We start from the raw sequence: 13,608 nt of genomic DNA, 5'->3' as shown, positions 1-13,608 counted from the left end.
TCGGGTATGTGATCTGAGTATTAGCGATATTTATGAACTGTTTCAGGAATCAGCATAAGAATATGGCAACTGAACGTTACACCCCTGCCACCGTTGCTAAGTTGCGATCTGTCGCGCGCTTTGCAAATTTGTAAACGTATACACTGGCAGACCATCGACCGCTCCATCGTTTTAATTGCAGGGTTTATTCATGGTCTATCAGGCAGATATACAGCGTTATCACAAAATGACCTGGCACCGTTGTGGGCACAGCGGCCTTAAACTTCCGGCTGTCTCACTCGGCCTGTGGCACAATTTTGGTGACAGTTCGTGCGCGGATAATGGTCGTGACCTGCTGCGTCACGCGTTTGATAACGGTATCACTCATTTTGACCTGGCGAATAATTACGGGCCGCCCCCCGGTTCAGCTGAAGAAAATTTCGGTCGCGTATTGCGTGCAGATTTCGCCAGCTACCGTGATGAGCTGATTATTTCCAGTAAAGCAGGATATACCATGTGGGAGGGGCCATACGGAGACTGGGGGTCGCGAAAATATCTGATTGCCAGCCTCAATCAAAGTCTGAAACGTATGGGGGTTGAGTATGTGGATATTTTTTATCATCATCGCCCGGACCCGGAAACGCCGCTTGAAGAAACCATGACCGCACTCGATCACCTTGTGCGCCAGGGGAAAGCGCTTTATGTCGGCCTGTCTAATTATCCGGCAGAGCTGGCGGCCACGGCCATTGCGTTGCTAAAAGGTCTCGGTACGCCCTGTCTGATCCATCAGCCCAGGTATTCAATGTTTCACCGCGCGCCTGAAGAGGCCCTGCTGGATGTGCTGGCACAAAGTGGAGTGGGCAGTATCGCCTTCTCTCCGCTAGCCGGTGGCATACTGACAGACCGCTATCTCGATGGAATTCCGCAAGACTCGCGCGCGGCCAGCGGCAGCCGCTTTCTTAGCAGTGAACAGCTCACCCCGGAAAAGATGGACAAGGTGCGGCGCCTGAACGCCCTCGCCGTTCAGCGCGGGCAGAAACTATCGCAAATGGCGCTGGCCTGGGTACTACGCGACCGTCGCGTCACCTCCGTTCTGATTGGCGCCAGTAAAACCAGTCAGATTGATGATGCGATACACATGCTGGCAAATCGCGACTTTACTGCGCATGAGCTGGAGAAAATTGAGTCCATTTTGGGCTGACAGCCCTCAATGTGTGCTATCAGGTCATATCAGAAATATTAAAACTCTCGCGGCTGATGGGGTTGTTGTGCATAACCCACCCTGCGCCAGACATGGCGCTGGACCCGGAAGCGATAACCGCCGATATTTCTGGTTGCGGGCTCCGCGTTAAGCCTGTGTTTACAGATTTAACGCCATCGCCACCAGCAGGTAGCCATTGAGCGCTATCACCACCACTACAATAAGCCGACCGAAGTTCTGCATCAAACGCGAATTAACCATATCGCCCATCAGCCCGGGGTTACCGGTAAATGCCAACAGGGGTATCAGCGCCAGCGCAATACCGAAACTTAACAGTACCTGGCTCATGACCAAAATACGCGTCGGTTCCCATCCTGCGAGGATGACGATAAACGACGGCAGCATAGTGATGACGCGTCGCAGCAACAGCGGAATGTGAAAGTGGATAAAGCCCTGCATCACAACCTGCCCGGCCATCGTACCCACCACGGTGGAGGACAGCCCGGCAGCGAGCAGACTCAGGCCAAACACCAGCGCCGCAGCTTTCCCCAGGAGCGGATCGAGCGTCAGGTAAGCCTGATCGAGATCGGCAACCCCGCTGTGACCGCTGAAGTGGAAGGTGGCTGCCGCCGTAGCCATCATCGCCAGATTGACAAAACCGGCAATCGTCATGGCAATCGCCACATCGAGTTTGGTCGAGGAGTAACGTTCAGAGCGCGAGCCCTGATCGCCGCTGTTTTGCGTGAGCGACGAGTGCAGGTAGATAACATGCGGCATGATGGTTGCCCCAAGCACCCCTGCCGCCAGCAGCACGGCATCTGCCGTGGGCAGCGATGGCACCGCCATGCCCTGTAGCAGGTCGACAACCTTGGGCTGCGAGAAAAACAGTTCAATGACGTAGGCCGCAGCGACAAACAACAGCAGGCCCCCGATCACCAGCTCCAGTGGTTTCTGACCTCGGTTTTGCAGCATCAGTATCAAAAATGTTGCCACCCCGGTGAGCATCGCGCCCTGCAACAGAGTCACGCCAAACACCAGCTTGAAGCCGATGGCGGCACCGATAAACTCCGCCAGATCGGTAGCCATGGCAATGATTTCCGCCTGCACCCAGTAGAACCACACCGCCGGACGAGGAAAACGGTCGCGGATATGTTCAGCCAGGTTTTTTCCGGTAGCGATGCCAAGCTTGGCCGACATAAGCTGGATCACCATCGCCATCACGTTGGCCCAAACGACAACCCACAGGAGCTGGTAGCCGTAGGAAGCGCCAGCCTGAATATTGGTGGCAAAGTTACCGGGATCGATATAGCCGATGGCGGCAATAAAGGCTGGCCCCATCAAGGCAAATTTGATTTTACGATTGCTGCGGACGCTTCGCTCCACGGTGCGGCTTTCCGACATAACGATTACCCCTGCTGCCTTACGGCAATGTTGCCTTTAAAAGACAAAGATTATCCGGTAAACCGGTTCTGATTATAGGTATTACTGCGATAGCCAGCGCTATAAGGTATAGCAATGGCTATATCTAACGCGAAAAAAAACGCACTTAGATTTTCCGGCACTCCTCACACTGTAGGATATTAGGAAATGACTTACCAGCCCTATGGTTATATTTTAGACACCCATGGGTTCTCTTGTTACTAAAGTAACAAAGATGGGTCATGTGTTTTCGGACAAATTGTTACATTGGCGTTAACTTGTGTGACAAAGGTGGATTAACGGGATCTTGTGACGATAGGGAATTATTATATTGCAGCACAGATCTCGTTTTTCCGCCCCTTGTTACATAGAATGTGCAACGAAATATAACAGCCCTCAATTTTGGAGCAACCATGTCCCGCTTTCTACACTTTGCTTTAGCACTGGTGGTGGTCACACTGCTGGCGCTGTTGGTCAGCCGCGACCGAAAAAATATCCGTATCCGTTTCGTCATCCAACTGCTTGTGATTGAAGTTTTGCTGGCCTGGTTCTTCCTTAACTCCGAAGCTGGCCTGGGGTTTGTTAAAGGATTTTCGGATCTGTTCGATAAATTATTAAAATATGCGGCGCAGGGAACCAACTTCGTCTTCGGCAATATGAGCGATAAAGGTCTGGCATTCTTCTGGCTTAACGTACTCTGTCCTATCGTCTTTATCTCCGCGCTAATCGGTATTCTGCAACACTTCCGCATTTTGCCTATTATCATCCGTGCGATCGGCACGATCCTGTCGAAGATTAACGGTATGGGTAAACTGGAGTCGTTTAACGCGGTAAGCTCGCTGATTTTGGGACAGTCAGAAAACTTTATCGCCTATAAAGATATCCTCGGCAAAATGTCTGAGCGCCGCATGTACACGATGGCAGCCACGGCCATGTCGACCGTTTCTATGTCTATCGTCGGTGCTTATATGACCCTGTTACAGCCGAAGTATGTGGTTGCGGCGCTGGTTCTGAATATGTTCAGCACCTTTATCGTTTTATCGTTAATCAATCCCTACCGCGTTGATAGTGAAGAAGACCTGAAGCTGGGTAATACTCATGAAGGGCAAAGCTTCTTTGAAATGCTGGGTGAATATATTCTCGCCGGTTTCAAAGTGGCGGTGATCGTTGCAGCCATGCTCATCGGTTTTATCGCGCTCATCTCCGGGATAAATGCGCTGTTTGACACCATTTTTGGCATCAGCTTCCAGGGTATTCTCGGTTACGCCTTCTTCCCCTTTGCGTGGGTGATGGGAGTGCCAAGCAATGAGGCGTTACAGGTAGGCAGCATTATGGCAACCAAACTGGTTTCCAATGAATTTGTCGCGATGATGGATCTGCAAAAAATCGCCGGCACGCTGTCGCCGCGTGCTGAAGGCATCCTGTCGGTGTTTCTGGTCTCATTCGCCAACTTCTCCTCAATCGGTATCGTTGCCGGTGCGATAAAAGGACTGCATGAGCAGCAGGGAAATGTGGTGTCACGTTTTGGCCTGAAACTGCTTTACGGTTCAACGCTGGTAAGCGTGCTGTCCGCATCGATTGCCGGACTGGTACTTTAACCGCGCTTGCGGGGCCGCCCGGCCCCGCAATACTGTTCGCTACCTGCCCCACTCTCCGCCTGCCCCTACCCGCATTAAGAGCGCATTCCATTACCCATAAAGGTTAACACTTCATTTATCCGTTCAGAGAAGAAGGTCTGCGCAGTGGTCAGGTGAACGGCTAGGATCACGGTTGTTGGTGCTGAAAAAATCTAACGAGAAAAATCCGCCTGAGCAGATTATTGAGGTGTTGATGTTTTTTGATTTGGTGGAGATAAGCGGGATCGAACCGCTGACCTCTTGCATGCCATGCAAGCGCTCTCCCAGCTGAGCTATACCCCCACTACAGAAAAGTACCGATTTTTCGGAGCCACCCATCTTCTGGATAAGATGTGGTGGAGATAAGCGGGATCGAACCGCTGACCTCTTGCATGCCATGCAAGCGCTCTCCCAGCTGAGCTATACCCCCAAGCCGAAAAACCGTGTCGTGTTGACGGCGGGGATAATATGAAACGCCGGGGATGGTGTCAACGTCAAATTAGCAATCTGCGTGCGATCGCCGAAAAAGCCGCCAAAGCGGCGAATAAAGCGCTAATCGGCCGTTTATTCCCCGTATGATTTATCAGCATGCCGCACCGCGCCGGGTCTTGTTAATCTCGGGTTAAATACCCATCGGAATAAACTTGTTTTTGTTAATCCACCATGCAAAACTGCGGCGGATTTTGGCTGCCAGCCCCATACTGCACGGGACGCATATGTCGCTCCGTAAGCGACGGGATCTGGCACTTTTTCCGTTCTTTATTACACCAGAGCTATTATGTCTTTGCACACACCAAAAGAAATTTCGGCTGTCGCCGTTCAGGCAGGCGTTATGAAAAGTCGTACTCCCATTTCTTCTTTACTGATCCTCGGTTTTCTTGCCGGTGCCTTTATCTCATTTGGCTTTCTGCTGTACATCCGCGTGGTCACGCAGCTGCCGGTAGAATGGGGGTCATTTGGCACCTTGCTGGGCGCGGCGGTGTTCCCGGTTGGGATCATTCTGACCGTACTTGCCGGTGGCGAGCTGCTGACAGGAAATATGATGCTGCTGCCGATTGCATGGTTTGCCCGGCAGATCAGTGCCTTCAGCGTCCTGCGCAACTGGTTCTGGGTAACCATTGCCAATTTCATTGGCAGCATTGCCATCGCCTGGTTCTTTGGTCATGTGTTAGGTTTGACCGAAGGTGAATTTATGAAAAAGACGGTGGCCGTCGCCAGTGCCAAAGTCAATGCAGATTTCCTGCACGCATTTATTTCCGGCATTGGCTGTAACTGGCTGGTCTGCCTGGCGACCTGGCTGGCTTTTGCCAGTAAAGATGTCGTAGGCAAAATTTTTGGCATGTGGTTCCCGGTAATGGCTTTTGTTGCCATCGGATTCCAACACGTTGTCGCTAATATGTTTATTGTTCCTGCTGCCATATTTGCCGGCTATCTTAGCTGGGGAGAATATCTGCCGAACTTTGTCGCCGTATTCCTCGGGAACGCCGTTGGCGGCGCGATCTTTGTCGGGCTGGCCTACTTTGTCGCCTTCCGCTCACCTGCCGAAACTAGCACCCTTTCCCGCTAACTTTCTCCGCCCCTGTTAAATCGCAGGGGCTAATTTTCCTTTCCGTCTTTTTACTCTCTATTATCTCAACGTTAGTGATTTGCGTTAGTTGTTCATGTGATGAATTGCTGTAATATAGTTACGGACTTATTCGGCAAAATGGATATTTAAAATGAAAAAGGATTGGTTAACGCCGGAAGAACTGGCACAGCAAACGGGTTTTAGCAGGCAGACAATTAATAAGTGGGTTAAGAAAGAGAACTGGACTACCGCACCAAAACCCGGCGTTCAGGGTGGAAAAGCGCGTATGATCCATATTGATGAACGCGTCAAAATCTTCCTTAAATCCACCCGACATGCCGCAGAGCCAGGTGCTCACTATCGTGTGAATCAGAATACATTGCCCGCACTGTTAGTCACCTCGGTACAGCAACTGAGCAGTGAAGAACAGGATAAGCTGGCCGCCTTGCTGCTACGTGAAGGCATTCAGGGCATATTACAGCGCTTAGGGATCAGCAGTTAATAAAAAAACCCGGCCATTTTTCGGCCGGGTTTTTTATTGCACTGTAATGTGCGTTACGCTTCGCGGGTTGCGATATAGGCCAGCGCTTTTTCGATACGCGCCACGCTACGCGCCTGGCCAATGGCATGAACAGTCACGTCCAGCGCCGGAGACTGTCCCGCTCCGGTCACCGCAACGCGCAGCGGCATGCCGACTTTGCCCATTCCCACTTCTAACTCATCAGCCGCTGCCTGAATGGCCTGGTGAACGCCTTCTGCCGTCCAGTCGCTCATTGCTGCCAGCTTATCACGGACGACTTCCAGCGGCTGACGCGCCACCGGACGCAGATGCTTCTTCGCCGCATCGGCATCAAATTCGTCGAACTCTTCATAGAAATAGCGGCAGGATGCCGCCATCTCTTTAAGAGTTTTACAGCGCTCACCCAATAGCTTCACCAGCTGCGCCAACTGCGGGCCGGTGCGGGTGTCAATGTTCTCCTGTTCGATATGCCATTGCAGATGAGTCGCCACATATTCCGGAGCCAGTGAATTGATATAATGATGATTCAGCCACTGTAACTTTTCAGTATTAAAGGCACTGGCTGACTTGCTTACCACATCAAGTTCAAACAGCTTTTTCATTTCATCAATACTGAATATTTCCTGATCGCCATGAGACCAGCCCAGGCGCACCAGATAATTCAGCAAGGCTTCCGGCAGGTAGCCGTCATCGCGATACTGCATGACGCCCACCGCGCCGTGGCGTTTTGACAGTTTTTTACCATCGTCGCCCAGGATCATTGAAACGTGCGCATAAACCGGCACCTGGGCACCGATCGCTTTCAGGATATTGATTTGACGCGGGGTGTTGTTGATATGGTCTTCACCGCGGATAACATGGGTTATTTCCATATCCCAGTCGTCAATAACCACGCAGAAATTATAGGTTGGGGCGCCGTCGGTGCGGCGGATGATCAGATCGTCCAGCTCCTGATTACTGAATTCAATCGGGCCACGGATCTGGTCGTCAAAGATAACTGAACCTTCCTGCGGGTTACGAAAACGCACCACGCAAGGTTCGTTTTCCGCATGATGCTCATGGCCGTCACGACAGCGACCGTCATAACGTGGCTTTTCACCGTTGGCCATCTGATTTTCACGCAGCGTTTCCAGACGTTCCTTTGAGCAATAGCATTTATAGGCGCTACCGGCTTCCAGCATCTGGTCGATAACCGTGTTGTAACGGTCAAAACGCTTAGTCTGGTAGTACGGGCCTTCATCCCAGTCGAGATTAAGCCAGTTCATGCCATCCATAATGGCATCGATAGCCTGCTGGGTTGAACGCTCCAGATCGGTATCTTCAATACGCAACACGAATTCACCGCCGTGATTACGGGCAAACAGCCATGAATACAGTGCGGTACGAGCACCGCCAACGTGCAGGTAGCCAGTTGGGCTGGGAGCGAAGCGGGTTTTGATTTTCATTAATGAATGCCTTATTACGCGGAGGCTTTGGCCTGAGTCAGCACAGAATTTTAGTGGGAGACATTCTAACACCTGCGTGCGAATCCTCAACGCCAATCCCCGTTTGCTGGCCTCTCACGGCATGCAATTGTTTTGGCAACTCTCTGTTTTTGGCTGAAATGAAGGCATGATGGCTATTTTTACGACGAACACACATTTTACGCTGAAAAAGCGTTGACTCATTTCAACCGTTCCCTATAATGCGACTCCACACAGCGGGGGTGATTAGCTCAGTTGGTAGAGCATCTCCTTTACACGGAGGGGGTCGGCGGTTCGAGCCCGTCATCACCCACCATTCATTAATGAATGATGCCCGCTAAGAAAGAATAGCAGTATACGAATGTTGAAGTTTGGGTGATTAGCTCAGTTGGTAGAGCATCTCCTTTACACGGAGGGGGTCGGCGGTTCGAGCCCGTCATCACCCACCATACTTCATAATTCGGCAGCAGTAACGATATGGGTGATTAGCTCAGTTGGTAGAGCATCTCCTTTACACGGAGGGGGTCGGCGGTTCGAGCCCGTCATCACCCACCATATCGGGTCGTTAGCTCAGTTGGTAGAGCAGTTGACTTTTAATCAATTGGTCGCAGGTTCGAATCCTGCACGACCCACCAATGTAGAAAGGCACCCTAAAGGTGCCTTTTTGCTATGCGCAATTCGGGCAGGGTTCGAACCTGCAGCAGGTCGAGTCGAGCGCAGTGAGACAACGTTGCCAGCGGCAACGACCCGCAGGGCGAGGCGCAGCCGACGTCATCCTGCACAACCCACCAATGTAGAAAGGCACCCTAAAGGTGCCTTTTTGCTATGCGCAATTCGGGCAGGGTTCGAACCTGCAGCAGGTCGAGTCGAACGCAGTGAGACAACGTTGCCAGCGGCAACGACCCGCAGGGCGAGGCGCAGCCGACGTCATCCTGCACGACCCACCAATGTAGAAAGGCGCCCTAAAGGCGCCTTTTTGCTGTGCGCAATTCGGGCGGGGTTCGAACCTGCATCGAGAAAACCTCCCGCCTAACCCCTTCCCTACATTTTCTTATCACTTATTTTACGATTTCAAGCCTCAAGTCTGACGCGTTTCACTCCGATAACCCATAAGGCTAATCACAACAGGAGAGAAAGATGACAACCATTAGTGGCAGTAGCAGCGCATCCACCGGCTCTACGGGAAGCAGTTCAGTCTCGCAGACGGCCAGCATCACTAAACAGATTATCAAACTGCAAGATCAGCTTAAAAGTCTCAGCGATGAAAAGTCTCTGACGGCAGAGCAGAAAGCAGAACAGCAGCAGATGATAGAAAGCCAGATTGCCATGCTGGAAGCCCAGCTGGCACAAATCCAGCAGCAGGCCGCCGAGCAACAGCAAGAGAGCAAAGCGGCAGACAGCGGCGGCAGCAAGGTTGCAGACGGCGTCAACCGCCCGACGGAAAAGAATAAGTTAGACGTCTATATTTAAAATGCTGAGGTGTTGGCTCGCTGTCGCGTCAGCACCTCGGCCTGTTGGCGCACCTCTTGCCAGATGACCTCTGCGGCTGGGGTCAGAGAGCGGTTTTTGCGTCTGACCAGCATAACGGTGCGATTTATCTCTGGCACAATGCGTTTCACCATAAGAGGACTGCCCTGCGGTAACGGCAGCGCCAGCGCGGGAAGGATACTGATACCAATGCCAGCCTCCACCATCGGATAGAGCGTGGCCGGATGGCCTATTTCCTGAACGATCTCAGCCTGCACCTGCTGCAAACGTAGCGCTTCGTCAATCAGCACCCGGCTACCGGATGAATAGTCCTGTAACACCAGCGTACGCTGATTCAACATGGGCCAGTAAACCGTTTGCCGGTGCGCCAGCGGATCGTCCTGCCGACACAGCAGCAGGAACGGCTCTTCGAGAATGGCCTCACACTGCAAATCGTCTGCCTGTAGCGGACCTATCACAATGCCAAAATCAACCTCCGCATGACGGATGCTTTGCAGTACCCACTGCTGCGGGCGGTCACGTAGCATAATTTTGATTTCCGGGTAGTGTAACTGACTGCTGGCAAGGCATTGCGGCATCAGATGTGCAGAAATGGTCTGACTGGCGGCCACCCTCACCGTTCCGCTACGCTGCTGCCCGTAGCTGCGCACGTCCAGAAGAGTCGTATTCAGCTCTTCCAGCATCCGTTCGAGACGACTGGCGAGCTGTTCCCCGGCCTCCGTCAGCACCACTTCACGCGTAGTACGGTCAAGCAGGCGAATGCCCATTTCGCTTTCCAGCTCTTTAATACTGTGGCTGACCGCTGACTGGCTTAGCCCAATTGACTGCCCCGCCTGACTGAAACTTCCCTGCTTAGCAACGGCGACAAAGACGCGCAGCTGACGTAACGTGTAATTCATCTATTATTCTCATATATGAATTCAATAAATCAATTTTATTTCTAAAACTACCCGGCGCACAATAGCCCAATCTGTATTTAACCAGGTATTAACCATGGGCATTTTCCGTATCGATCCACTGATGTTGAAACTGATTATTACCGTGCTGCTGGCTTCCTTCCTGCCCGCCCGCGGTCATTTTGTTGATGTATTCGAGTGGCTGACGACCGCTGCCATTGCCCTGCTGTTCTTTATGCACGGCGCAAAACTCTCACGCGAAAAAATTATCGCCGGTGGCGGACACTGGCGTCTTCATTTGTGGGTGATGTTCAGCACTTTCGTGCTGTTTCCCGCGCTGGGCGTGCTGTTTGTCTGGTGGCACCCCCTGCAGTTAAGCCAAGAGATCTATACCGGCTTTATGTATCTGTCGATACTGCCAGCCACCGTGCAGTCGTCAATAGCTCTGACTTCACTGGCCGGAGGCAATGTCGCGGCGGCGGTATGCAGCGCATCGGCCTCCAGCCTGCTGGGGGTATTTATTTCCCCTTTGTTGGTGAGCCTGCTGATGAATGTCCACGGCGATGTTCCGGGCGGCAGCCTTGAACAAATTGGCAAGATTATGCTGCAGCTGCTGGTGCCGTTTGTGGTCGGGCACTTATCCCGGCGCTGGATCGCCAGCTGGGTGGAGCGAAACCGCGGTCTGATCGGCAAAACCGATCAGGCTTCGATTTTGCTGGTGGTCTATTCGGCCTTTAGCGAAGCGGTGGTGAACGGTATCTGGCACCGGGTGGGTGTGATGACGCTGGTATGGATTGTCGTCGGCAGCCTGGGCCTGCTCTTTGTGGTATTGGCGATTAATCTTACTGCCGCACGCCTGTTTGGCTTTAACCGTGCCGATGAAATCACCATTCTGTTCTGCGGGTCGAAAAAGAGTCTGGCCAACGGCGTGCCGATGGCCAATATCCTGTTCCCCTCCGCCGCGGTCGGGATTATCGTGCTGCCCCTGATGATTTTCCACCAGGTACAGCTGATGGTCTGTTCAATGCTCGCGCAGCGCTATAGAAAAGCCGCAGAGAAGCAGCTTGTGCAGCAAAAAGAGACCGACAGCCAGGCGATGGCCGGGCCGCAGAAGTAATGCCCCAAACGCCGGCGCAGCGATCGCGCCGGCGTTTGAGTCAGTCAAAGGCAACCGATTTTACTGTGGTTGCTTTAACGGTTTGATCAATCCCTCTAAGCCTTCAATCTTGACGGCTAAAGTCATCTGCATCAGTTCACCGAGGTGCCCTTGAGGAAACTCATCTTTACGGGCAAACCACAGCAGATACTCCTCCGGCAGATCGATCAACACGCGGCCTTTGTATTTACCAAAGGGCATCACGGTGTTAGCCATTTCAATCAGATGTTCTTTTTCCATGTCACTCACCGAGTAAGCGCATCATTTCCTGCTCATCAATGACGTCGATCCCCAGCTCCTGCGCTTTAGCCAGTTTGGAGCCTGCGGCCTCACCGGCGATCACCAGATCGGTCTTTTTCGAAACGCTGCCGCTGACTTTGGCACCCAGCGCCTGCAGTCGCTCTTTGGCATCATCGCGGGAAAGAATGCTCAGTGAACCGGTCAGTACTACGGTTTTTCCGGCAAACGGACTGTCGATCTCTTCCGCTTTAACCACCACAACGTCTGGCCAGTTCACTCCGGCTTTTTCCACCAGCAGGCGGATAATTTCGCGGTTACTCTCTTCATCAAGGAAATTGCGCACGTGGCTGGCGACCACTTTGCCCACGTCCGGTACCGTGATCAGCGTATCAATGTCGGCCGCCATCAGCGCTTCCAGCGTGCCAAAATGAGCCGCCAGGTTGGCCGCCGTTGCCTCCCCGACTTCGCTGATGCCAAGCGCATACAGGAAACGGGCGAAGGTAGTTTGCTTCGCTTTCGCCAGCGCATCCACCACGTTCTGAGCTGATTTCGGCCCCATACGATCCAGTCCGGTCAACTTGCCCGCCGTCAGCTCAAACAGCTCTGCCGGGTTCTTGACATATTCTTTATCCACCAGCTGGTCGATGATTTTCTCACCCATACCATCAATATCCAGCGCCCGGCGTGAAACGAAGTGTTTTAAAGCCCCCTTGCGCTGTGCGCCGCAAATCAGGCCGCCGGTGCAGCGCGCCACCACTTCCCCCTCTACGCGCTCCACGTCCGAACCGCACACCGGGCAGTGCGTTGGAAAAATAACGTCACGCGCACCCTCGGCAGATTCCACTACGCTCATGACCTGAGGAATAACATCACCAGCGCGCCGAATAACCACGCGATCGCCGATTCTCAGCCCCAGCCGCTCAATTTCATCGGCGTTATGCAGGGTGGCGTTGCTCACCATGACTCCGGCGACCAGCACCGGCTCCAGCCTGGCAACAGGCGTAATGGCTCCGGTACGTCCAACCTGGAATTCGACGTCACGTACCGTTGTTATCTGCTCCTGCGCCGGGAATTTAAACGCCACGGCCCACCGCGGCGCGCGCGCGACAAATCCCAGCTGCTCCTGTTGCTCCAGGCTGTCCACCTTAATCACCACGCCATCAATATCGAAGCCAAGCGCCGGGCGGTCCGCCTCAACCTGGTGGTAAAAGTCCAGAACGTCTGACGGACTGTGGCAGAGGCGCACGCGGTCGCTGACCGGCAGCCCCCAGGCCTTGAACTGCTGTAGACGCGCCATATGGCTGCGCGGCATTTCGCCACCTTCCAGCAGACCCAGACCGTAGCAGAAGAAGGTGAGCGGGCGTTTAGCGGTGATACGCGGATCGAGCTGACGCAAAGACCCGGCGGCGGCATTACGCGGATTAGCGAATATCTTTTGACCGCCGCGGCGCGCCTGCTCGTTCATTTTCTCGAACCCTGCCAACGGCATAAACACTTCGCCACGCACCTCGAGCCGTTCAGGAATGTTGTCGCCGCTCAGACGCAGTGGAATGGCTCTGATGGTACGCACGTTGGCGGTAATATTCTCGCCCGTGGTGCCATCGCCACGGGTGGCTGCACGCACCAGTTCGCCCTGCTCATACAGCAGGCTAACCGCCAAACCGTCCAGCTTCAGCTCGCAGCAGAAGGTGAGATCGTCACTGCTTTTTAGCCGATCCTGCACGCGTTTATTAAATGCCCGGTAGCTCTCTTCATCAAAGGCATTGTCGAGCGACAGCATAGGCACTTCATGGCGCACCTGTTCAAAAGCGCTGAGCGGGGCTGCCCCTACGCGCTGGGTAGGTGAGTCCGTGGTCAACAGCTCTGGATGTGCAGCCTCCAACTCCCGCAGCTCGCCCATCAGGCGATCGTATTCCGCATCCGGCACTGCCGGCGCATCCAGCACATGATACTGATATTCATAATGGCGAAGCAGGGTTCGCAAATGGGTGATTTTGTCTTGTAAGGATTCCATAGCGGCACCATCAGAGATAAAAAACCCCCGAAGATCGGGGGCCTGGAGA

The 13,608-nt window shown here is 53.3% G+C and carries 11 protein-coding genes, 6 tRNA genes and 2 other RNA genes; 12 read left to right on the top strand and 7 right to left on the bottom strand.

Annotation, left to right across the window (positions count from 1 at the left end):
• The first annotated feature begins 190 nt into the window (after window positions 1-190).
• The gene (locus tag ETA_RS06645; RefSeq protein WP_012440858.1) at window positions 191-1,180 is read left to right on the top strand and encodes an aldo/keto reductase; all 990 of its coding nucleotides are present in this window, start codon (window positions 191-193) and stop codon (window positions 1,178-1,180) included.
• Between the two features lie 159 nt (window positions 1,181-1,339).
• Here the strand turns inward: ETA_RS06645 and ETA_RS06640 are convergent, their stop codons facing one another.
• Window positions 1,340-2,581 carry an Nramp family divalent metal transporter gene (locus tag ETA_RS06640; protein ID WP_012440857.1) on the bottom strand — a complete coding sequence of 414 codons (1,242 nt, stop codon included), beginning with the start codon at window positions 2,579-2,581 and terminating at the stop codon, window positions 1,340-1,342.
• A 431-nt stretch (window positions 2,582-3,012) separates the two neighbouring features.
• Between ETA_RS06640 and ETA_RS06635 the strand changes: the two genes are divergently transcribed.
• On the top strand, window positions 3,013-4,197 hold the full coding sequence (locus ETA_RS06635) for a NupC/NupG family nucleoside CNT transporter (protein ID WP_012440856.1): 1,185 nt from the start codon (window positions 3,013-3,015) through the stop codon (window positions 4,195-4,197).
• Between the two features lie 245 nt (window positions 4,198-4,442).
• On the opposite strand, the gene ETA_RS06630 is transcribed toward ETA_RS06635, so the two are convergent.
• Together ETA_RS06630 and ETA_RS06625 are read right to left on the bottom strand one after the other, a co-directional pair.
• Window positions 4,443-4,518 (bottom strand) — tRNA-Ala (locus ETA_RS06630).
• 51 nt (window positions 4,519-4,569) lie between these two features.
• Window positions 4,570-4,645: transfer RNA gene (locus ETA_RS06625), tRNA-Ala, on the bottom strand.
• Between the two features lie 348 nt (window positions 4,646-4,993).
• Here ETA_RS06625 and ETA_RS06620 point away from each other — a divergent pair.
• Entirely contained in the window at window positions 4,994-5,782 is a 789-nt protein-coding gene (locus ETA_RS06620) for a formate/nitrite transporter family protein (RefSeq protein WP_012440855.1), read from the top strand.
• 151 nt (window positions 5,783-5,933) lie between these two features.
• Window positions 5,934-6,284, top strand: coding sequence for a YfeC-like transcriptional regulator (locus ETA_RS06615; RefSeq protein WP_012440854.1), 351 nt, complete (start codon window positions 5,934-5,936; stop codon window positions 6,282-6,284).
• 53 nt (window positions 6,285-6,337) lie between these two features.
• On the opposite strand, the gene gltX is transcribed toward ETA_RS06615, so the two are convergent.
• Window positions 6,338-7,747, bottom strand: coding sequence for a glutamate--tRNA ligase (gene gltX, locus ETA_RS06610; protein ID WP_012440853.1), 1,410 nt, complete (start codon window positions 7,745-7,747; stop codon window positions 6,338-6,340).
• Window positions 7,748-8,005: 258 nt separating this feature from the next.
• On the opposite strand from gltX, the gene ETA_RS06605 reads away from it, so the two are divergent.
• The 7 genes from ETA_RS06605 (at window position 8,006) to ETA_RS06585 (ending at window position 9,235) form a co-directional block, all read left to right on the top strand.
• Window positions 8,006-8,081, top strand: a tRNA-Val gene (locus tag ETA_RS06605).
• A 57-nt stretch (window positions 8,082-8,138) separates the two neighbouring features.
• Window positions 8,139-8,214 (top strand) — tRNA-Val (locus tag ETA_RS06600).
• A gap of 30 nt (window positions 8,215-8,244) precedes the next feature.
• Window positions 8,245-8,320, top strand: a tRNA-Val gene (locus ETA_RS06595).
• A 4-nt stretch (window positions 8,321-8,324) separates the two neighbouring features.
• Window positions 8,325-8,400, top strand: a tRNA-Lys gene (locus tag ETA_RS06590).
• Between the two features lie 31 nt (window positions 8,401-8,431).
• Window positions 8,432-8,556: non-coding RNA, RtT sRNA (locus tag ETA_RS18800), on the top strand.
• A 31-nt stretch (window positions 8,557-8,587) separates the two neighbouring features.
• Window positions 8,588-8,712: non-coding RNA, RtT sRNA (locus tag ETA_RS18795), on the top strand.
• 190 nt (window positions 8,713-8,902) lie between these two features.
• Window positions 8,903-9,235, top strand: coding sequence for a FlxA-like family protein (locus ETA_RS06585; RefSeq protein ID WP_042958743.1), 333 nt, complete (start codon window positions 8,903-8,905; stop codon window positions 9,233-9,235).
• On the opposite strand, the gene ETA_RS06580 is transcribed toward ETA_RS06585, so the two are convergent.
• On the bottom strand, window positions 9,232-10,152 hold the full coding sequence (locus ETA_RS06580) for a LysR family transcriptional regulator (protein WP_012440852.1): 921 nt from the start codon (window positions 10,150-10,152) through the stop codon (window positions 9,232-9,234). The genes ETA_RS06585 and ETA_RS06580 overlap by 4 nt on opposite strands.
• A 94-nt stretch (window positions 10,153-10,246) precedes the next feature.
• Between ETA_RS06580 and ETA_RS06575 the strand changes: the two genes are divergently transcribed.
• Window positions 10,247-11,266: a bile acid:sodium symporter family protein gene (locus ETA_RS06575; RefSeq protein WP_012440851.1), complete on the top strand. Its 1,020-nt coding sequence runs from the start codon at window positions 10,247-10,249 to the stop codon at window positions 11,264-11,266.
• Between the two features lie 60 nt (window positions 11,267-11,326).
• Here the strand turns inward: ETA_RS06575 and ETA_RS06570 are convergent, their stop codons facing one another.
• Together ETA_RS06570 and ligA are read right to left on the bottom strand one after the other, a co-directional pair.
• Complete coding sequence (locus tag ETA_RS06570) at window positions 11,327-11,545, bottom strand: DUF3820 family protein (RefSeq protein WP_012440850.1); 219 nt, start codon at window positions 11,543-11,545, stop codon at window positions 11,327-11,329.
• Window position 11,546: 1 nt separating this feature from the next.
• Entirely contained in the window at window positions 11,547-13,559 is a 2,013-nt protein-coding gene (gene ligA, locus ETA_RS06565; protein WP_012440849.1) for an NAD-dependent DNA ligase LigA, read from the bottom strand.
• Between the last annotated feature and the right edge of the window lie 49 nt (window positions 13,560-13,608).

This window comes from Erwinia tasmaniensis Et1/99 (genome assembly GCF_000026185.1).
GTDB classification, from domain to species: Bacteria; Pseudomonadota; Gammaproteobacteria; order Enterobacterales; family Enterobacteriaceae; genus Erwinia; species Erwinia tasmaniensis.
Note: the sequence above shows the minus strand (reverse complement) of the source record. Positions and strands in the feature narration are given on the sequence as shown.

Coding starts and splice junctions, on each gene's coding strand:
- ETA_RS06645 (WP_012440858.1), top strand. CDS start 191: ATGGTCTATCAGGCAGATATACAGCGTTATCACAAAATGACCTGGCAC.
- ETA_RS06640 (WP_012440857.1), bottom strand. CDS start 2,581: ATGTCGGAAAGCCGCACCGTGGAGCGAAGCGTCCGCAGCAATCGTAAA.
- ETA_RS06635 (WP_012440856.1), top strand. CDS start 3,013: ATGTCCCGCTTTCTACACTTTGCTTTAGCACTGGTGGTGGTCACACTG.
- ETA_RS06620 (WP_012440855.1), top strand. CDS start 4,994: ATGTCTTTGCACACACCAAAAGAAATTTCGGCTGTCGCCGTTCAGGCA.
- ETA_RS06615 (WP_012440854.1), top strand. CDS start 5,934: ATGAAAAAGGATTGGTTAACGCCGGAAGAACTGGCACAGCAAACGGGT.
- gltX (WP_012440853.1), bottom strand. CDS start 7,747: ATGAAAATCAAAACCCGCTTCGCTCCCAGCCCAACTGGCTACCTGCAC.
- ETA_RS06585 (WP_042958743.1), top strand. CDS start 8,903: ATGACAACCATTAGTGGCAGTAGCAGCGCATCCACCGGCTCTACGGGA.
- ETA_RS06580 (WP_012440852.1), bottom strand. CDS start 10,152: ATGAATTACACGTTACGTCAGCTGCGCGTCTTTGTCGCCGTTGCTAAG.
- ETA_RS06575 (WP_012440851.1), top strand. CDS start 10,247: ATGGGCATTTTCCGTATCGATCCACTGATGTTGAAACTGATTATTACC.
- ETA_RS06570 (WP_012440850.1), bottom strand. CDS start 11,545: ATGGAAAAAGAACATCTGATTGAAATGGCTAACACCGTGATGCCCTTT.
- ligA (WP_012440849.1), bottom strand. CDS start 13,559: ATGGAATCCTTACAAGACAAAATCACCCATTTGCGAACCCTGCTTCGC.